The 18,199-nt window shown below is 70.5% G+C and carries 16 protein-coding genes; 13 read left to right on the top strand and 3 right to left on the bottom strand.

Annotated elements, in window-relative coordinates; all coding sequences use genetic code 11:
• Nucleotides 1–142: 142 nt before the first annotated feature.
• The 8 genes from ACQPZQ_RS27385 to ACQPZQ_RS27350 all read left to right on the top strand — a co-directional run bounded on the left by ACQPZQ_RS27385 (nucleotide 143) and on the right by ACQPZQ_RS27350 (nucleotide 10,898).
• A complete protein-coding gene (locus tag ACQPZQ_RS27385) occupies nucleotides 143–823 on the top strand; it encodes a bifunctional 4-hydroxy-2-oxoglutarate aldolase/2-dehydro-3-deoxy-phosphogluconate aldolase (RefSeq protein ID WP_433285322.1) in 681 nt (226 codons plus the stop codon).
• Complete coding sequence (locus ACQPZQ_RS27380) at nucleotides 820–1,797, top strand: sugar kinase (protein ID WP_433285320.1); 978 nt, start codon at nucleotides 820–822, stop codon at nucleotides 1,795–1,797. The genes ACQPZQ_RS27385 and ACQPZQ_RS27380 overlap by 4 nt, the downstream gene beginning before the upstream one ends.
• A gap of 875 nt (nucleotides 1,798–2,672) precedes the next feature.
• Complete coding sequence (locus ACQPZQ_RS27375; RefSeq protein ID WP_433285318.1) at nucleotides 2,673–5,450, top strand: AAA family ATPase; 2,778 nt, start codon at nucleotides 2,673–2,675, stop codon at nucleotides 5,448–5,450.
• An 86-nt stretch (nucleotides 5,451–5,536) separates the two neighbouring features.
• A complete protein-coding gene (locus tag ACQPZQ_RS27370) occupies nucleotides 5,537–6,370 on the top strand; it encodes a GNAT family N-acetyltransferase (RefSeq protein WP_433285316.1) in 834 nt (277 codons plus the stop codon).
• A 37-nt stretch (nucleotides 6,371–6,407) separates the two neighbouring features.
• Entirely contained in the window at nucleotides 6,408–6,926 is a 519-nt protein-coding gene (locus ACQPZQ_RS27365) for a winged helix-turn-helix transcriptional regulator (RefSeq protein WP_433285314.1), read from the top strand.
• Nucleotides 6,927–6,975: 49 nt separating this feature from the next.
• A complete protein-coding gene (locus ACQPZQ_RS27360; protein ID WP_433285313.1) occupies nucleotides 6,976–7,482 on the top strand; it encodes an SRPBCC family protein in 507 nt (168 codons plus the stop codon).
• A 5-nt stretch (nucleotides 7,483–7,487) separates the two neighbouring features.
• The gene (locus tag ACQPZQ_RS27355) at nucleotides 7,488–8,549 is read left to right on the top strand and encodes an LLM class flavin-dependent oxidoreductase (RefSeq protein WP_433285311.1); all 1,062 of its coding nucleotides are present in this window, start codon (nucleotides 7,488–7,490) and stop codon (nucleotides 8,547–8,549) included.
• 18 nt (nucleotides 8,550–8,567) lie between these two features.
• Nucleotides 8,568–10,898 (top strand): molybdopterin-dependent oxidoreductase, encoded by a 2,331-nt coding sequence (locus ACQPZQ_RS27350; RefSeq protein WP_433285309.1) that lies wholly within the window; start codon nucleotides 8,568–8,570, stop codon nucleotides 10,896–10,898.
• An 18-nt stretch (nucleotides 10,899–10,916) separates the two neighbouring features.
• On the opposite strand, the gene ACQPZQ_RS27345 is transcribed toward ACQPZQ_RS27350, so the two are convergent.
• Nucleotides 10,917–12,128 (bottom strand): GDSL-type esterase/lipase family protein, encoded by a 1,212-nt coding sequence (locus tag ACQPZQ_RS27345; protein ID WP_433285307.1) that lies wholly within the window; start codon nucleotides 12,126–12,128, stop codon nucleotides 10,917–10,919.
• Between the two features lie 53 nt (nucleotides 12,129–12,181).
• Nucleotides 12,182–12,619 carry an STAS domain-containing protein gene (locus ACQPZQ_RS27340; RefSeq protein WP_433285306.1) on the bottom strand — a complete coding sequence of 146 codons (438 nt, stop codon included), beginning with the start codon at nucleotides 12,617–12,619 and terminating at the stop codon, nucleotides 12,182–12,184.
• A 138-nt stretch (nucleotides 12,620–12,757) separates the two neighbouring features.
• Between ACQPZQ_RS27340 and ACQPZQ_RS27335 the strand changes: the two genes are divergently transcribed.
• Nucleotides 12,758–13,921, top strand: a complete 1,164-nt coding sequence (locus ACQPZQ_RS27335) for an SIS domain-containing protein (RefSeq protein WP_433299388.1) — start codon at nucleotides 12,758–12,760, stop codon at nucleotides 13,919–13,921.
• A gap of 209 nt (nucleotides 13,922–14,130) precedes the next feature.
• Here the strand turns inward: ACQPZQ_RS27335 and ACQPZQ_RS27330 are convergent, their stop codons facing one another.
• Complete coding sequence (locus tag ACQPZQ_RS27330) at nucleotides 14,131–14,838, bottom strand: GntR family transcriptional regulator (RefSeq protein WP_433285304.1); 708 nt, start codon at nucleotides 14,836–14,838, stop codon at nucleotides 14,131–14,133.
• A gap of 102 nt (nucleotides 14,839–14,940) precedes the next feature.
• Here ACQPZQ_RS27330 and ACQPZQ_RS27325 point away from each other — a divergent pair, with 102 nt between their 5' ends.
• From ACQPZQ_RS27325 to ACQPZQ_RS27310, 4 genes are read left to right on the top strand one after another with little or no spacing between them, the layout of a single operon-like run.
• A complete protein-coding gene (locus tag ACQPZQ_RS27325; protein WP_433285302.1) occupies nucleotides 14,941–15,444 on the top strand; it encodes a MarR family winged helix-turn-helix transcriptional regulator in 504 nt (167 codons plus the stop codon).
• Between the two features lie 27 nt (nucleotides 15,445–15,471).
• The gene (locus ACQPZQ_RS27320; RefSeq protein WP_433285300.1) at nucleotides 15,472–16,518 is read left to right on the top strand and encodes an ABC transporter substrate-binding protein; all 1,047 of its coding nucleotides are present in this window, start codon (nucleotides 15,472–15,474) and stop codon (nucleotides 16,516–16,518) included.
• Nucleotides 16,515–17,369: an ABC transporter permease gene (locus tag ACQPZQ_RS27315; protein ID WP_433285298.1), complete on the top strand. Its 855-nt coding sequence runs from the start codon at nucleotides 16,515–16,517 to the stop codon at nucleotides 17,367–17,369. Before ACQPZQ_RS27320 ends, ACQPZQ_RS27315 begins: the two co-directional genes overlap by 4 nt.
• A 13-nt stretch (nucleotides 17,370–17,382) precedes the next feature.
• Nucleotides 17,383–18,192, top strand: a complete 810-nt coding sequence (locus ACQPZQ_RS27310; protein ID WP_433285296.1) for an ABC transporter ATP-binding protein — start codon at nucleotides 17,383–17,385, stop codon at nucleotides 18,190–18,192.
• Nucleotides 18,193–18,199: the final 7 nt, after the last annotated feature.

Raw genomic sequence — 18,199 nt, 5'->3', positions numbered from 1 at the left:
CCGAGCGGGTTCGATCCGGCTTGTGAGGTGACAACCCGTCGCGCATGATTCAGTTCCGGAGCGTGACGATCACTGGCGATCAGCGTCGCCTGCCCGGCTGCCGTGCGGCGTGCCGGAGGAGGAACGGAGGGGACCACCACCCATGACGGCCGACCCGGCGCCGCCCCTGTGCCCGCGTGTCCCGATGGGCGAGGGACTCTCCGCCACGCGAGTCGTCGCCATCCTCCGGGCCGGCGATGCCTCCCGCGCGGAGGCCGTGGTCGACACGTTGGTCGAGGGCGGTATCCGCTGCCTCGAGCTGACGATGACCACCCCCGGCGCCCTCGACGTCGTCGAACGACTTGCGGCCCGGCTGCCCGCCGAGGTCGAGGTGGGGATGGGCACGGTGCTCACCGCAGGGGAGGTGGACCGCGCCGTCGCGGCCGGCGCGCGTTTCGTCGTCTCGCCGTCGGTGGTGCCCGCCGTCATCGACGCGGCGTTGCGCCACGGCATCGCGAGCTACCCCGGGGCGCTCACGCCCACCGAGATCCACAGCGCGTGGACGGCGGGTGCGAGCGCGGTGAAGCTGTTCCCTGCAGGTTCGCTCGGTCCCGGGTATCTGACGGCGGTCCGTGCGCCGCTGCCGGACATCCCCGTCGTGCCCACGGGCGGGATCGACATCGCGGCGGTGCGGGCGTGGCTGGGTGCGGGCGCCTGTGCCGTCGGAATGGGTGGACCGTTGATCGGCGACGCCCTCGGCCCCGCCGGTGACCTTGCCGCGCTCGCCGGACGGGTCGCTGCCGTCCGTGCCGCGGTGGCCGAGGTCTCCGGAGCACAGCGGTGACCGCACCCGGGGACATGCCCGCCGCCGGCCTGGTCACCCTCGGCGAGACGCTCGGGCTGCTCGTCGCCGAGGACACCGGGCCGCTCGCGCTCGCCCACGGGATGCGCCTGAGCATGGGGGGTGCGGAGTCGAACGTCGCCATCGGGGTGTCGCGGCTCGGGGTGCCCGCCACCTGGATCGGACGTCTCGGCCGCGACCCGGTCGGCGACCTCGTGGAGCGCCACCTGCTCGCCGAGCGGGTCCGGCCGGTGGTTCACCGTGACGACGCACCCACCGCGCTGATGCTGAGGGAACGGCGCACGGGCACCTCGTCGCACGTGTCCTACTACCGGCACGGCAGCGCGGGTTCGCACCTGTGCCCCGCCGACCTGCCCGAGCGCGTGATCGAGGAGGCCGGCATCCTGCACGTCACCGGGATCACCCCCGCGCTCGGGGCGGAACCCGCCGCGGCCGTCCGCGAGGCCGTGCGGCGGGCGCGGGCGGCGGGCGTCCTGGTCTCGGTCGACCTGAACTTCCGGTCACGGCTCTGGGGTGCGGCAGAGGCGGGCGTGGTGTTCCGGGAGTTGGCGGCCGCGGCCGACATGCTGTTCGCGGGCGACGACGAGGCGCGGATCGCCCTCGGCATCGACGACCCTGCGGCGGCCACGCCCGCGGACCTCGCGACCGCGCTCGCCGATCTCGGGCCGGGCGAGGTGGTGGTGAAGAGAGGCCGCCACGGCGCCACCGCCAGGATCGACGGCACCGTGATCGACGTGCCTGCCGTGCCGGTGACGGCCGTCGACACCGTGGGCGCGGGTGATGCCTTCGTCGCCGGCTACCTCGCCTGCCGGCTCACCGGGCGCGACGTCGACGAGCGGCTCTCCACCGCCGCGATCACCGGGGCCTTCGCCGTGACCGTGCCCGGCGATTGGGAGGCGTTTCCCCGTCGTCACGAATTGGATCTCCTCACCGCGGAAGAGACGGTGCATCGCTGAGTCACGCGTCCGATCTCCGGGGTGGGACGGACCGGATGGTGATGTTCGCGAACAAGCAGTGGCTCTGCACCTTCGTGCCGGAGTGATGATGTTCAGCTACTCCGCGCTGCTGATCGCGATCAATCGCACGATGCTCCCGAAGTGGATCCGCATCAGCGGTCCGCGGGTGGCTGGTGCGGCAGCAGATCGGCGACCTCACCGCCTTTCCTGGGGGCGGGTTCCGTTCGTCCTGACGCATCGGCGGCGCCCCTGCAGATCGCTCCCTATTCACCGGTTCCCCACAGGCCCAACGGAAGTGCGCACGAATCGACGCGGTGGTCCGGTCACTCGCTTGGAGGTGTCCTTCGTCACTCCGCGCGGACAGGCCCCCGTTCGTCCTATGCCCGATCCACCCAGATGGAGGAGACAAGGTCCCTTCGGTGACATGTGTCGATGTAATGCCGGGTACGGAGCGCTGTCCGTATGCAGTATGTACGTCGGGTTCATGTCGAAGCGTCGGGCGGTGATCCGGCTATAGCGGTGACGGGCGTCACAAGATTCGTCTCCGAGTCCCATGGCACAACGGGAGCCGCAGCGCAAATCGCGGATATGTGAGCCTTCGTTGACAAGTGCTCGCCACCCGGTCGGCGTCCTTGCTGAGGGGGATTCCCGCCGGTTAGGTTGTCCTTCCCGCCGAGGAGATCGTGCTGACCCGGTGTTTCGCAGCACCGGGCCCTGGGTGCTGCAACACCTGGGTTCCAGTGTCGTATCAGTCACGCCCTCGGCCTCGCGGCGAGCGCCGTCCCTCATGGGAGCGTCGGCGTCGTGATCGGATGCGGTCGATCACTGGGGGCCTGCGCTCCCGGCGTGACCACTGACATCTCTGGAGGCATGTGTTGAGCGATCCTGACCCTGGTCGGGCGGGCATCGCCGCCGGCCTGGTCGGACGTGACGAGGACCTCGAGCGGGTCTGCTCGTTCCTGAAGTCGGCGGCGGCCGGCGGTGCGGCCCTGCTCCTGGTCGGGGAACCGGGCGTGGGCAAGTCGGTGCTGGTGGACGTCGCGGTGGCAGAGGCGTCGGAGCTCGGAATGCTCGTACTGCGCGCAGGTGGCGCGGAGTTCGAGGCGGATGTCAGCTTCTCGGGCCTGAACCAGGTGCTGATCCCGTTGCTGGGTGAGTTCGGAAGGCTGCCGGAAGCGCACCGGGCGGCCCTGTCGGTGGCTCTGGGTATGGAGGAGGGGTGTACCCCGGACCGCTTGGTGGTGTCCAGCGCGACGCTCGGGTTGTTGCGCGCGGTGGCTGCACAGCGAGCGGTCCTGGTGGTGGTGGACGACGTCCACTGGATGGATCGGGCCAGTGCTGCCGTGCTGGCGTTCGTCGCCCGGCGGCTGGCGGGCAGCCGCGTGGGGTTCCTGGCCGCCTCACGGCCGGGCATGGAGAGCTTCTTCGAGGGTGCGGGCCTGCCCGAGCACGAGCTACGGCCGCTGGACGACGACGCGGCGCTGGCGCTGATGGGCTACCGGTTCCCGGCCCTCGGCACGAAGGTGCGTCGCCGCGTACTGGCCGAGGCGCGCGGCAACCCGCTCGCGCTGCTCGAGCTCCCTGCCGCGCTGACGGGACCGCAGCGTCCGGCCCTCCGGGCGCTGCCCGCCGTGCTGCCGCTGAGCCGACGGTTGCAGGCCCTGTTCGTGTCGCGGATCTCGGAGCTTCCCGCGGCCTCCCGCCAGTTGCTGCTGCTCGGTGCGCTGGACAGCACCGCCGACCTGCGCGTGCTGAAGGCGGCCACCAGTGAGCCCGACGACGAGGACCCACTCGCGCCGGCGGAACACGCACAGCTGCTGCACGTGGAGGAGAGCACCGGGCGGCTGACCTTCCGCCATCCGCTCACCCGCTCGGCCGTCGTCGAGCTGTCGACAGCCGACCAGCGCAGGCGGGCCCACATGACGCTGGCCGACATGTCACAGCGGCCCGAACACCGGGCATGGCACCTGGGCGAGGCGACCATCGAGCCCGACGAGAGGGTGGCCGGCCTGCTCGAAGAGGCCGCCGACCGGATCCTCGGCCGGGGGGACCCTGCCGGAGCCGTCGCCGCGCTGAGCCGGGCGGCCCAGCTCAGCCCCCTACGTTCCGACCGCAGCAGGCGGCTGGCCGAGGCCGCCTACGTCGGCCTCGAGACCGGTGACATGGAGGTCGCGTCCCAGCTGCTCGGTGACGCCCGGCGGGCCGACCCTGCGCACGGCGGCGGGTCGCTCTACGCCGCCGCGACCGCCGCATACCTGCTCAGCGTCGGGGACAACGACGTCGAGACCGCACATCGCCTGCTGGCGCGGGCGATCGAGACCCGTACCGATCCCGACGACGGTGCGCTGGTCGAGGCGGTGTGGACCCTGTTGCTGCTGTGCTGGTTCGGCGGCGAGGCCGAGATGTGGAGGCCCTTCCACACGGCGGTTGCCGAACTCGGATCGCGGCTGCCCCCGGACCTGGCGCTGATGAGCGCGACCTTCCCTGATCCGGTCCGCACCGCCGGCCCGGTGCTCGACCAGCTGAACAGTGCGATCAACGGGCTGCGCAACGAGGTCGATCCGGTCCGCATCGCCCGCATCTGCCACGCCGCCGTCAACGTCGACCGGCTCGCCGGCTGCCGCGACGCGCTGTGGCGGGTCGTGAGCCGGGCCCGCGAGGTCGGGCCGTTCCCGCTGGCCGTGGTCGCGTTGATCCACCTGTGTCTCGACGACTACATCAGCGGACGGTGGGACCAGATCTCCGAGCTCGCCGACGAGGGTCTCGAGACGGGTGATGCGCAGGGCTACCGCCACTTCGCGTGGCCGTTCCACTACTTCCTGGCGCTCGTCGCCGCGGCCCGCGGCGACCAGGACACCTCACGGGCCCAGATCGACAAGGCGTTGCAGTGGGCCACGCCGCGAGGGGCGAGGGGTGTGCAGCACTACGTGCACCACGCGCAGGCCGTGGCCGCTCTCGCGCGGAGCGACTTCGAGGACGCCTACCGGCACGCCGTGGCGATCAGTCCCGCAGGGGAGTTCGCCTCGCACGTGCCCACCGCCCTCTGGGCGATGATGGACCTGGTCGAGGCCGCGGTACGCACCGACCGGCGGGCCGAGGCGGCGGCGCACGTGAAGGCGATGGAACAGGCGAAGGTCGCGGAGCTGTCCCCCCGCATGGCCCTGCTGGCGACGGGATCGGCGGCCATGGCCGCCGACGACGACAGCGCAGGCGAGCTGTTCGAGAAGGCGCTCGCTCTTCCCGGTGCGGACCGCTGGCCGTTCGAGGCGGCCAGGGTTCGCCTCGCCTATGGGGAGCAACTGCGCCGCGCCCGCGCCACCAGCGAGGCGCGGGTGCAGCTCACCGGCGCGTTGGAGACGTTCGAGCGACTGGGTGCCCGGCCGTGGATGGACCGAGCGGGCCACGAGCTCCGTGCCGCCGGGCTCGGCACGGCCCATGCCTCGGGTGCCGGGCTTCTCACGCCTCAGGAGCGTGAGATCGCCGTGCTCGCGGCCGCAGGTCTTTCCAACAAGGAGATCGGACAACAGCTGTTCCTGTCGCATCGCACGGTGGGTGCGCATCTGTACCGCGCATTCCCGAAGCTCGGAATCACGTCGCGCGCTGCGCTGCGGGACGCGCTGGCTACCCTGCCGACCGGTCCTAGTGAGAGTTGAAGCGCTGTAAAAACAATTCGTTCCCGCTGTCTGATATGAATGAATTCGATTTCTTGATCGCCTGTGGATCGGGTTAGGCTGGGTCGGTGTCGGGGGGATTGGCAGCTGCGGCGGTGCCGGAGAAAGTCGAAGCCGCATTCATGTACCAGCTGGAGTCCGGTACGCCCGCGCCCGTCGCGACCGACATGGGAATGGCCTCGGAGTGGATCGGCGGCGGTGCCGTGCTCGCGATGCGCCGGGACGTCACGGAGTACTGGAACAAGGCGCTGGGTTTCGGATTCGACGAACCGGTCACCGCCGAGCTGATCGGCCGGGTGTGCGAGTTCTACCGGGAGCATGACGCCCCGATGGCCGTCCTGCAGCTCGCGCCCGCCGTGCTGCCCGACGACTGGGACGACATCCGTGCCCGCTACGGCCTCGAGCCCGGTGGGGCCGTGGTGAAGTCGACGCACGACCTCGTGTCCATCGACCCGCCGAAGACGGACCTGCGGATCGGGGAGGTCGACGTCCACAGCGGGCGGCAGTGGGCGTCCACGCTCCTGCGCGCTTTCGGCATGCCCGAGGAGGGGCTGGCGGAGATGAACGCCGCCGCTGTCGGGAGCCCGGGCTTCCGGTGCTACGCGGCCTGGGACGGTGACGAGATCGTCGCCGTCGGCGGCGCATTCGTCCACGGCGACGTCGCCGAGCTGTGGGGAGGCGCCACGCTGCCCTCCCACCAGCGGCGCGGCGCGCAGTCCTCGTTGCTCGCCATCCGCCTCCTGGACGCGAAGGCCGCCGGGTGCCGGATGGCCGTGGTGGAGACGGGGGCCGAGGGTCCCGGCGAGCGCAACCAGTCGTTCCACAACGTCATGCGGCTGGGCTTCTCCCCGCAGTACGAGCGGCGGAACTGGGTGTGGCGCCCGGCCCGTCAAGCGCGCTGAGCTGCTGGGTCTCTTCTGGGGACCGTATGATTCGCCCATGAGGCGCACATCATTCGCACAGTGGCCGTGCTCGGTCGCTCGCACCATGGACCTGTTGGGCGACTGGTGGACCCCTCTGGTGTTGCGTGACGCCTTCTACGGCATCCGGCGGTTCGACGAGTTCCAGCAGGGGCTCGGGATCGCCCGCAACACGCTGGCCGATCGCCTGCGCCGGCTGGTGGACGAGGGGTTGCTGGAGAAGCAGCCGTACCAGACCGACCCCGTGCGCTACGACTACGTGCTCACCGAGAAGGGCCGCGACTTCTGGGGCGTGCTTGTCGCGATGGCGCGCTGGGGTGATCGCTGGCTCGCCGGGGAGGGCGGACCGCCGGTCACGTTCCACCACGATCGCTGCGATCACGACGCACACGCGGAGGTGGTCTGCTCGCACTGCGGGGAGCCGCTGACCGCCGAGGACACGACCATGCGGATGGGGCCGGGCTACCCCCCGAAGCTGGCCCGCCACCCGGAGGCGCTGAAGCGGTTCGGCGACGGTTTGACAGGTGGGTCTATCTAGGCAACTCTACTGGTGAGGCGCTCACGCAACCCCGAGGAGTGCGCACGCCATGGAGTGGACCGGTGCCCGTTACGCGGACAAGCCGACGGTCGAGGCCGAGACCTGGATCGACGCTCCGCCGGAACGGGTGTGGGCGATCGTCGCCGACGTCGAGCTGATGCCGACGATGAGCAACGAGCTGGAGTCGGTGCAGTGGTGCGACGGCGCCACCGGGCCGGCCGTGGGCCACAGGTTCGTCGGCCGCAGCAGGCACGACGCTCTCGGAGAGTGGGCCACCACGTCGCACGTCGTCGAGTGCGAGGAGCCGCGGGTGCTCGCGTGGGCGGTGCACGACCCGGAGAACCCCACGGCGCTCTGGCGGTTCACCCTCGAGCCCGCCGAGGGCGGCACCCGGCTGTGCGAGTGGATGCAGATGGGACCCGCCCGCTCGGGGCTGAGCCACGCGATCGATCGGATGCCCGACAAGGAGCAGAAGATCGTGTTCGTCCGGATGCGTGAGTTCGAGAACTCGATCATCCACACGCTCGCTGCCATCAAGAAGCGGGCCGAGGGCTGATCCGGATGCGCACCGCAACCACGATCGAAGCCTCAGAGGCGGACGGCTGGCCGGAGACGGTCGAGTTCGTCCTGGAGGCCGAGCGTCTCGGTCTCGACGTCTGCTGGGTGGCCGAGGCGTGGGGTGCGGACGCGCCGTCGGTGCTGGGCTACCTCGCGGCGCGCACCGAGCGCATGCTGCTGGGTTCGGGTGTGATCCAGCTCGGCACCCGTACACCCGTCGCGATCGCGCAGGCGGCGCTCACACTGGCCCAGATGTCGCAGGGACGGTTCCTGCTCGGCCTCGGTCCCTCGGGTCCGCAGGTGATCGAGGGCCTGCACGGGGTGCCCTTCGCCGCCGCTCGCACCCGGGCGCGGGAGACGGTGGAGATCATCCGCCAGGCGTTCGCCGGCGAGAAGATCTCCTTCTCGGGCACCCGGTTCCGGATCCCGCTGCCGGGCGGGGAGGGCAAGCCGATGCGGCTCTCGATCGCCCCCAACCCGGACATCCCGATCTACCTGGCCGCGATGTCGCCCCGGCTGCTGGAGCTGACCGGCGAGATCGCTGACGGGTGGCTCGGCACGAGCTTCGTTCCCGAAGGCTCGGCCGCCTACTTCACCCACCTCGACGAGGGCCTTGCCTCCTCGGGGCGGACCCGCGCCGACATCGACGTCTGTGAGGGCGCCGAGGTCGCCTTCGCCGAGGACGAGAGCGAGCTGCGGGAGATGGTGGTCCCTCGGAAGAAGAAGCTCGCGTTCAGCCTCGGCGGCATGGGCTCGGCCAGCACGAACTTCTACAACGACGCCTACAGCCGGCAGGGCTGGGCCGAGGCGGCCGCTGCGATCCACGAACGCTGGCAGGCCGGCGACCGGGACGGGGCCGCCGAGCTCGTGACCGACGAGATGGTGCTGGGCACCACGTTGATCGGCACCGAGGAGATGGTCGCCGCGCGCCTGCGGGTCTGGCGCGACGCGGGCGTCGACACCGTCCGGCTCTACCCGGCAGGCGACACCCTCGATGCCCGGCTCACCACCCTCGGCCGTGCGATCGACATGGTCCGGGCCCTCGACGCTCTCGACCCCGCCTGAGTGACAACAGGAGAAGACATGCCTGCCGACTGGCACAAGACCGCGTGCAGCCTCTGCTACCTCAACTGCGGGCTGGAGGTGCAGATCGAGGACCGGTCGATCACGCGCGTGCGAGGGGACAAGCAGCACCCGCGCTCGCAGGGGTACCTGTGTCAGAAGGCGCAGCGGCTGACCTTCCTCGGGAACCACGACGACCGGTTGACCACTCCGCTGCGGCGCCGGCCCGACGGCACGCACGAGCCGATCGACTGGGACACCGCGTTGAGCGAGATCGCCGACCGCCTCACCGCGCTGCGTGACGCCGACCGCGCCGCGGGACGCCCGGGATCGCTGGCCTATGTCGGCGGTGGTGGGCAGGGCAACCACTCCGGTGGCGGCTACGGAAAGGCGCTGCTGAGCTGGATGGGCGGCACCCGGTACTTCAACGCGCTGTCGCAGGAGAAGACCGGGGACTTCTGGGTCAACGGCAGGATGTTCGGGGACCAGACCTGCCACACCGCAGAAGGCGTCGAGGAGTGCGACCTGCTCGTCGTCCTGGGCTGCAACCCCTGGCTCGCCCACGGCTTCAGCAACGCCCGCAGCGCGCTCAACACGATCAAGAACGACCCGGCGCGGAAGATGATCGTGGTCGATCCGCGCCGCACCGAGACCGCCCAGGCGGCGGAGCTGCACCTCGCGCTGCGGCCGGGCACCGACGCCTACCTCCTCGCCGCGATGATCGCGATGATCATCGAGCGGAACGGGCAGGACGCGGAGTTCCTCGCTGCCCGCACCGAGGGCTTCGCCGAGGTCGCCGAGGTGCTCGGACGGGTGCCCGTGGACGCGTGGATCGCCCATGCGGAAGTGGAGCGCACCGACGTCGAGCGCGCGGTCGACATGATCCTCGACGCGCGGGCGATGACGGTGCGGGTCGAGCTCGGCATCCAGCAGGGACGCCACTCCACGCTCAACAGCTACCTCGAGAAGCTGCTCTACCTGGTCACCGGCAACTTCGGCCGCGTCGGCACGAACAACCTGCACACCTGGCTGCTCCCGCTGTGGGGCAACTCCCGCGGCCAGCGCTCGGAGATCACGGGCTTCGAGTACATCGGAGGCCTCCTGCCGACGAACACGATGGCCGAGGAGATCCTCACCGACCACCCGCACCGGATTCGGGCGCTGTGGGTGGAGTCGTCGAACCCCGCCAACACCTACGCCGACACCGCGCGCGTCGAGGAGGCCATCCGCGCGTGTGAGCTGTCGGTGGTGGTCGACGTCGCCTACACCGAGACCGCGGCGCTGGCCGACTACGTGCTGCCGGCGGCGGCGCAGCACGAGAAGTGGGAGTTCACGCTCTTCGACTTCGAGTGGCCCACCAACTACTTCCAGGTCCGGCGCCCGCTGTTCGAGCCGCTCGCCGGCACCCTCGTCGAGGCGGAGATCTACGCCCGGCTGTTCGAGAGGCTGGGTGTGCTGCCCGACGCCGCCACGCTGGCCGAGCTCGCCGAGACCGCCCGCAGTGACCGGACGAACCTGCTGCGGCGCGCGGGCGAGGTGATGTCGGACCACCCTGGTCTGGCGGAGATCGTGCCCGTGCTGCTCTATCGCACGCTCGGTGCGACGCTGCCCGACGGCGCCGCGTCCATCGCGCCCCTCTGGGCGGGATGCCAGCGGCTGGCGGGGCGGATGACCACCCCGCTGCAGCGGGCGCTCGGCTCCGACTCGACCGGGCCCGAGCTGGGGAACGAGCTGTTCGACCGCATCCTCGCCTCGCCCAGCGGCACCCCGTTCAGCCGCCACACCCATGACGAGGTCTGGGAGCTGGTGAAGCGCGAGCGGGTGCAACTCGCGGTGCCGGAGCTGCTCGAGTGGCTCGACCGCCTCGATCCCGACACCGAGCGCCCCGACCCGCAGTACCCGTTCTCGCTGGTCAGCGGACAGCGCCGCTCGCACAACGCCAACCAGATCCTGCGGCCGCCCGCATGGCGCAAGACGGATCTCGACGGCGCGCTGCGGGTGCGCTCTGCCGACCTGGCGTCGATCGGCGCCGACAACGGCGACTGGGTGGCGGTCGCCACCCGCACCGGGCGGATCGTGGTGCGCGCCGAGGTCGACGAGAGCATGCGCCCGATGCAGCTGGCGCTGCCGCACGGCTTCGGCATGTCCGTGCCCGACGGCCAGGGCGGCCGGGTGGTCAACGGACCGCGGATCAACCTGATCACCGACGCCGCCGATCGCGATCCCATCGCGGGCACGCCGCACCACAAGGACGTCCCGGTGCTGCTGGAGCCTGCCACCGCCGCGGAGCGTGAGCTGGCGGAGCGGGACAGCCTGCGCGTGCGTGAGGTCGTCGCTGCGACCAAGGGCTGAGCGCGCCTTCCGGGTGTCTCAGGCACGCCCGGCGGCGAACGGCCCTCCGGCGGCGAAGGCCGCGGCGGCGAAGCGCTCGCCGATGCGGCGGTGCGTGGCAGCGTCCGGGTGGAGCTGGTCGGGCAGCGGGAGCTCGGCGAAGTCGGCCTCGCCGTAGAGGTCGCGGCCGTCGAGGTAGTGCAGGTTCGCGTCGTCGGCCGCCCGCTGCTTCACGATGCGGGCCAGCTCGTCCCGGATGACGGACAGCGTCAACTTCCCGGCTGCCCGTTCCGCCGGGTCGCCCATCGCGCGGAACTGCAGTCTCCCTTCCGCGAGGTTGCTGAAGTCCGGGGCGCTGGGGCCGGGGGTGTCCTCGTGGATGGGGCACAGGATGGGCGAGACGACCAGCAGCGGAGTGGTGGGATGCCCGTCGCGGATGGTGTCGAGGAAACCGTGCACCGCCGGGGTGAAGGCACGCAGGCGCATCACGTCGGTGTTGACCAGGTTGATGCCGATCTTGATGCTGATCAGGGCGGCCGGGGTGTCCCGCAGGGTTCGGGCGGTGAACGCGTCGAGCAGGGCGCTTCCGCCCAGACCGAGGTTGATCAGCTCCACGCCGCCGAGAGACGCTGCCAGCGCCGGCCAGGTCGTGGTGGAGCTCGCTGCGTTGGAGCCGTGGCTGATCGAGCTGCCGTGGTGCAGCCACACGCTGCGGCCCGCCTCCGGCACGGGTTCGACGGGGGCGTCGGTGCGCAGGGCGACCAGCTGTGTGATCTCGTTGTAGGGCAGCCAGATCTCGACGTCCTTCACCCCGTCGGGCAGACCGGGGAATCGGACGGTGCCGACCGGGCCGGGCCTGGTCTCCGCGGATCCGGTGGCCATGTCCACCATCAGGACGTTGCCGCCGGTCACGCAGGCCTGCCCGGTCAGGCGGCCGTCGACGAGCAGGTCGTACACGCCGTCCGGTCGGGGCGGGGTGCCTTCGTATGCCACCTTGGTGCGGAGTGCGTCCAGCTCGATGGCCGTGGCCCGGGTGCGGAACACCACCCGTACGCCGGAGGGCTGGGCCTCCGCCATGGCCAGTTGCCCGTCGGCGCACTGTGCGCGAGCCCTGGCGGGCAGCCGGTGCGGCAGCACCCCGCGCTCGGTGCGCTCCACGTCGAGCGCGCCGCGCAGGAGGTCCGCGGTGACGGGTGTCGTGGTCCAGTCCGTCGATCCGGACGGGGTCGAGGAGTCGTGCGGGGAGCTCATGAACTCACCCTGTCAGGCGATCCGTGATCCGCACCTGAATTCGGGCAGGGGCGTCAGAGATCCGCGAGGGCGGTGGTCACGTCGGGATGCAGCGGCAGGATCTGCTGCAGGTTCATCGTCTCCCACGGGCGGATCACGGCCTGGTTGTCGGGCGGCGCCACGAGGCGCAGCGCCGGCCGGGGAGTCTGGCTCGGGGCGGGATAGGGGCCGGGGCCCCGGCTTGCCGTCGTACGGGTGGCGAGCTCGGCGAGCGTGCCCAGCCCGGAGGAGCCGAGGAAGCTCACCGCTGTGAGATCGATCACCAGCGCGCTGAGGTCGGGCCATGCCAGCGTCTCGTCGACCACGGACATGAGCTTGCGCGCGGTCTGCAGGTCCAGCTCGCCCGTCACCGTCACCACAGCCGCGGATCCGATGCGGGTCGCGTTCAGTGTCAGCAGGTCGGCGGGCGCGGACGACGCGTGGTCGGGAGCAGCGTTGTCGCGGTCGGTCACAGCATCACCGTAGTGGCTCAGGGTCGCCACGCCGGATTGCCGCGGCGGCGCGCGCCGTGTCAAGCCACCGGCGGCGTCACCCTGTGTTCATCCGATGTCATCCGCGAGAAACCCCAAACTGTATACCGTTTGATCGTGATGGCTTCCGGGATCAGATCGACGGCGGGGGTAAGCGCCTTGGACGACCGGCAGCGCGCGGTGCTGACGCGCGTCGCCGACGCCGAGCGGGCCGCGATGCCGGCCCTGCCGACCGACGATCCGTGCGATGCCGAGCGCCGCCGCAGGGTGGAGGCGACTCGCGATGAGCTGCTCGCGCAGCCCGCGGTCGTGGACCGCAACTGGGCGGGCAACCGTGACGTCCTCGACGAGGTCGCGCCGATGATCGCCGTTCGCGAGCTCGACCGCGCCTTCCTCGTGGGAGTGGGCGACTCGCTGGCCGTGCCTGCGGCAGCCCGGATCGTGCTGGAGGCGATGCTCGGCGTGCCGTGCGAGCCGGTGCAGAGCCTCGATCTGGCCTCCTACCTCGCGCCCGCGGTCACCGAGCGGTCGCTCGTGATCGCGCTCTCGCGTTCGGGCGAGACCACGCGCACGGTGGAGGCCGTGCTCGTCGCGCAGTACGCCGGAGCCCTCACCGTCGCCCTCACCGACACGGCGGGCTCGACCCTCGACGAGGAGAGCAACTACGCGCTGCACGTCGACGCCGCGCGGCTGGGCTGGCCCACCCAGTCGTCCACCGCAGCGCTGGCCCTGCTGTTCCGGCTGGCCGGGCTCGTCGGCCGCGCCCGCGGTGCGGCCGGAGCCGATGCCCTCCTGGCGGAGCTCGCCATCGTGCCCGGGCTGATGTCGGCGGCACTCGCGATGAGCGACCCGATCGTGGCCGAGGTGGCGAGGCGGGAGGCCGGGCGGCACGTGTACCTGTTCTCCGGCGCCGGGCCGAACTGGGCCTCTGCGGTGCTGGGCGCGGCGAAGGTCGAGGAGTGCACGCCGGACCACGCCATCGCCGTCCAGCTGGGGGAGTGCCACCGCTACAACTCCCAGAAGGCAGGCGATCCGCTGTGGCTGCTCGTGCCGAGCGGCCCGTCCATCGAGAGCGCGGTCGACACGGCCAGGAGGGCACGTAGGTTCGGCGGGCAGGTCTACGTGGCCACCACCGCGGGTGAGCACGCGTTCGACGGTCTCGCCGACGCGGTGGTGCGGTTGCCCGACGTCGCCGAGGTACTCAGCCCGTTGCTGTACCTGCTGCCCGCCCAGCTCATGGGCTACCACGTGGCGATGGCGAAGTTCGCGGCCGCCTGCGCCTGATCGGGCGTGCCGCAGGGTGATCGGCTGAATACGGAACTTGTCGATTGACCCGCCGAAGGCCCGTTTTTGCTGACGTTGAATACAAACTGTATACAGTTGCGTGGGTGCAAGCGAGACACCGCACCGCTGCGTGTCGGTGCCCACATCTCGCGCAAGGGGCTCGGCCGGCACGCGGTCGCCGCGCTCTGCGTCGGCCGAGGTGCGCCGGGTCAGGCCGGCTCGTCGTGGATGTCGCTCGACGCGCGCAGCGCCCGCAATGAGTCGAGCCGGTAGTGCTCGATGTGGGTGTATGCGACGGCCTCCGCCACGCGCTCGTCGCCCGACTCGATGGCGGCGAGCAGTTCTTCGTGGCCGTTGTGGGCGTGGAGCGGGCCGGGCTCGTGTGTCATGAAGAACAGCCACATCATCCGGCCGGCGAGCGAGCGCATCACCGCTCGCATCAGGGCGTTGTCGGTGAGATCCACGATCCCCTCGTGGAACCGGGTGCTGTCGTCCGCGATGCGGTAGGCGTCGCCGCTCCCCACGCTGCCCCGCGCGGTCTCGAGCGCAGCCCGTAGCGGGGCGATCGAGGCGCCTGCGGCGATCCTGCGTGCGGCGTACCGGGCGGCGCCGACCTCGAGGCACAGCCGCAGGTCGAACAGGTCGTGCACCGATCTGATCGTCCACGTGGTGACGATCGCGCTGCGGCGGGGCAGTGTGGAGACGAACCCCTCGATCTCGAGCACGGGCACGGCCTCGCGCAGCGGGACGCGCGATACCTGCAGTTCCTCGGCCAGCCGCTGTTCCGCGAGCCGGGAGCCCTGCGGGTAGCGGCCGCGGATGATGCCTTCGCGCAGGGTGGCGTAGATCTGGCGCGAGAGCGAATCCGGCCTGGTAGTGGGGTCGATCGGCGCCGCCATGACGGGATTGTCCAGCACCGGTGGGGCTCCCTCCAAGCCGCAGGATCCGCTCTTGACCACAGACGCGATCGACTTCACTATGGGCACCTAACTGTTAGGGGCCCTTAGTTAGGAGATCGCGTGAGCTCAGGACCGAGCGGTGAACGCAGGGACGAAGACCTCGGCGTGCTTCTCGTGTCGGTCTCGGCTCGTCTCACCCGGCTCTACGGCCGGGTGCTCGGGCAGCTCGACACGCCGTTGACGTTCCGTCAGCACCGGATGCTCCGACGGGTCTCGGAGGGGCACACGTCGATGGCGGCGCTCGCCGCCTTCGGAAATCTCACCGTCCCGACGGTGTCCGAGAGCGTCGAGGTGCTCGTGCGGCGAGGCCTGATGAACCGGCAGGAGAACCCGCAGAACAGGCGGTCGCTCCTGCTGAGCCTCACTCCGGAGGGGCAGGCCGCCAAGGAGGCGGCCGACGTGGCGCTGGCCGATGCCGGCGAGCAGCTGTTGCAGGCAGTGCCGGAGGAGCGGCGGCAGCTCCTGCAGGAGTCGCTCGCGTCGATCTTCGACGCGGCCACGGAGATCTTCCAGCAGCCGAGCACGGCCGGCCCGGCGACGGCGGCCGCGCGGGGGTCGAAGTAGCAGCTACAGGTGCGAGAGGAGATCACAATGAAGTGTTCGAAACGGTGGCGCTGGCAGGTGGCGCTGCTGGGGGTTGCGAGCCTCGCCCTGGCCGCATGTGGCGGCGGGGGTGGTGATGCGGGGTCACCCGAGGCGGCGAGCTGCGCGCCGCTCACGTCGAAGCAGCCGCTGAAGCTCGGGGTCAACCCGGGTGCGCAGGATCTCGTCACGTTCGTCATGCAGGAGCAGGGCTTCGCGGCCAAGCACAACCTCGAGGTAGAGGTCAGCTCGTTCCAGAACCCGTCCGCGCTGCACGCGGCGATCGGGCAGCACACCGTCGACGTCGGGTTCGGCGGGCTCACCGCGATGGCGGTGGCCCGTCAGCAGGGGCGCGGCGCGATGATCTTCGACGTCCTGACCAGCCCGTCGAACGTCGTGATCACGCGCAACGACTCCGACATCCGCACCTTCTCCGACCTGCGAGGACGCAAGCTCGGGGCGTTCGGCGGCCGGTCCAGTGCCACGTTCGCGATCACGTCGATCGTGGCCAAGGAGAAGTACGGGATCGACGATCTCGGCGGCCAGGTCGACATCATCGAGGCCCCCGACGCCGCGATGCTGGGCCTGCTGGACGCCGGCAACATCGACGCAGCCCTCATCGGCACGACGGCGACGGTGCAGGCTCTGCTCTCGGGCAAGTACCGCACGCTGAGCGACATCTCCGAGGACTACCAGGCCGCGTTCGGCAAGCTCCCTGGTCACGTTCTCGGGGCCACCACCGACGAGTACGCGGAATCGCACTGCGGCGTGCTCAACGCGTTCAGCGGGGCCCTCGACGACACGGTGGCGTTCATCCAGACCGATCCGAACGTCTGGGCCGACTACGCGAAGAAGATCGAGCTGACCGACCCGCGGGCGCCGCAGATGCTCAAGGAGCGCGTCGGGTCGCGCTACATCGCCGACTGGAACCAGGAGCAGGCCGACGCCGAGTCCAAGCTCATCGAGCAGCTCATCCCGGTGCTCGGCGCGGACAACTTCGTGCCGGCCGTTCCTGAGGGTCTCTTCCGCACCGACCTGCGGACGGCCACGTCATGAGCACGCTGCACAGTGACAGCGAACCGGATGTCTCGCTCGCCACGGCCGTGGTGCCGGTCGCGGGTGAGGCCGACCTCGTGCCGGTGGTCCGCCGCTCCTGGCGGGGCGTGTGGCTGCGGGCCATGTCGCTGGCCGCGCTCGTGGTGGTCTGGTTCATCGCGTCGCTGTTCTTCGACGAGAGCGTGCTGCCCGGGCCGATCCGCGTGTTCGGCACGCTGGTCCAGAACCTGGGCGACTCCGAGACCTACTTCCACCTCTGGACCACCGTCTACCGGGTCGTCGCAGGCATGATCATCGCCGTCGCCTTCGGCCTGATCATCGGTCTGGCGATGGGTCTGTCGAAGTTCGGCGAGGAGTTCCTCGACTCCTGGGTGCTCGTCGCGTTCACCGTGCCCTCGGTGGTGTACGGCATCCTCGCGATCCTCTGGTTCGGGCTGAACGACCTCGCGGCGATCGTCGCGATCGGCGTCACGGCCGTCCCGGCGGTCGCGATCAACATGTGGCAGGGCGTCAAGGCGATCGACCTGTCCCTCGTGCGCATGGGGCAGGCGTTCCACTTCTCGCGCGGCGCGATCCTGCGCAAGCTGGTGGTCCCGCAGGTGATCCCGTACCTGCTCGCGGCGCTGCGCTACGCGCTCGGGTTGTCCTGGAAGATCGCCACGGTCGTCGAGCTGATCGGCTTGTCCAGCGGCGTCGGCTACCAGCTGAGCTACTGGTTCGGGCTGTTCAACATGACCCAGGTGCTCGCCTGGACGATCTTGTTCACGATCGTCCTGCTGCTCATCGAGTTCCTGATCCTCAAGCCGACGGAGCACTGGCTCACGCGTTGGCGTCCGTCGATGCAGAACTGACCAGGGAGCCATGGTGTCCGAAAAGGTGTCCCGTAGCGACGGTGACCAGCCCTACCTCGTGATCGACAACGTCCGCAAGCAGTTCCCGCGCCGCGGGGAGCCGCCCCTCACCGTCATCGACGGGCTGAACGTGGCGGTGGAGCACGGCTCGCTGCTCTCCATCCTGGGCCCGTCGGGATGCGGGAAGTCGACCCTGCTGAACATGATCAACGGACTGGACGACGTGACGTCGGGCCGGATCATGATCAACGGGCACGTCGTCACCGCCCGCTCGCGCTCGGCGGTCCGCATCGGCGTCGTGTTCCAGGAGCCGCGCCTGCTGCCGTGGCGCACGGTCCGCGACAACGTGCGGCTGCCGCTCGACGAGCTGGACGTGCCGCGCGAAGAGGCCGACCGGCGGGTGCAGCGCTACCTCGACCTCGTCGGCCTCGGCGAGTTCGGCGACTACTTCCCGCTGCGGCTCTCGGGCGGCATGCAGCAGCGGGTGGCACTGGCGCGGGGTCTGGCGATCGAGCCCGACCTGCTGCTGGCAGACGAGCCCTTCTCCGCGCTGGACGAGATCACCGCCCGCAAGCTGCGCCAGGAGTTCACCGACATCTGGCGTGCCACCGGGCGCACCGTCCTGTTCGTCACACACAACATCCGGGAGGCGGTGTTCCTGTCCACGCGGATGCTCGTCGTCACCGCGCGGCCGTGCACCACGCACATGGACATCGCGATCGACGTCCCGTACCCGCGGGTGCCGGAGGACGACCGCCTCTTCGAGATCGAGAAGCAGGTCACCAAGGACTTCATCCAGATGGAGGAGGCGGCGGCCGTATGACCCCAGT

It is taken from the genome of Pseudonocardia sp. CA-142604 (genome assembly GCF_050948475.1).
Classification (GTDB): domain Bacteria; phylum Actinomycetota; class Actinomycetes; order Mycobacteriales; family Pseudonocardiaceae; genus Pseudonocardia; species Pseudonocardia alaniniphila.
The sequence above is the reverse complement of the archived record's forward strand: the minus strand, read 5'-3'. Positions and strand labels throughout refer to the sequence as shown.

Excerpts from the sequence above, each read along its gene's own strand:
- ACQPZQ_RS27360 (WP_433285313.1), top strand. The coding sequence starts at position 6,976 with ATGGAGTGGACCGGTGCCCGTTACGCGGACAAGCCGACGGTCGAGGCC.
- ACQPZQ_RS27335 (WP_433299388.1), top strand. The coding sequence starts at position 12,758 with ATGGCTTCCGGGATCAGATCGACGGCGGGGGTAAGCGCCTTGGACGAC.
- ACQPZQ_RS27355 (WP_433285311.1), top strand. The coding sequence starts at position 7,488 with ATGCGCACCGCAACCACGATCGAAGCCTCAGAGGCGGACGGCTGGCCG.
- ACQPZQ_RS27315 (WP_433285298.1), top strand. The coding sequence starts at position 16,515 with ATGAGCACGCTGCACAGTGACAGCGAACCGGATGTCTCGCTCGCCACG.
- ACQPZQ_RS27365 (WP_433285314.1), top strand. The coding sequence starts at position 6,408 with ATGAGGCGCACATCATTCGCACAGTGGCCGTGCTCGGTCGCTCGCACC.
- ACQPZQ_RS27345 (WP_433285307.1), bottom strand. The coding sequence starts at position 12,128 with ATGAGCTCCCCGCACGACTCCTCGACCCCGTCCGGATCGACGGACTGG.
- ACQPZQ_RS27385 (WP_433285322.1), top strand. The coding sequence starts at position 143 with ATGACGGCCGACCCGGCGCCGCCCCTGTGCCCGCGTGTCCCGATGGGC.
- ACQPZQ_RS27320 (WP_433285300.1), top strand. The coding sequence starts at position 15,472 with ATGAAGTGTTCGAAACGGTGGCGCTGGCAGGTGGCGCTGCTGGGGGTT.
- ACQPZQ_RS27350 (WP_433285309.1), top strand. The coding sequence starts at position 8,568 with ATGCCTGCCGACTGGCACAAGACCGCGTGCAGCCTCTGCTACCTCAAC.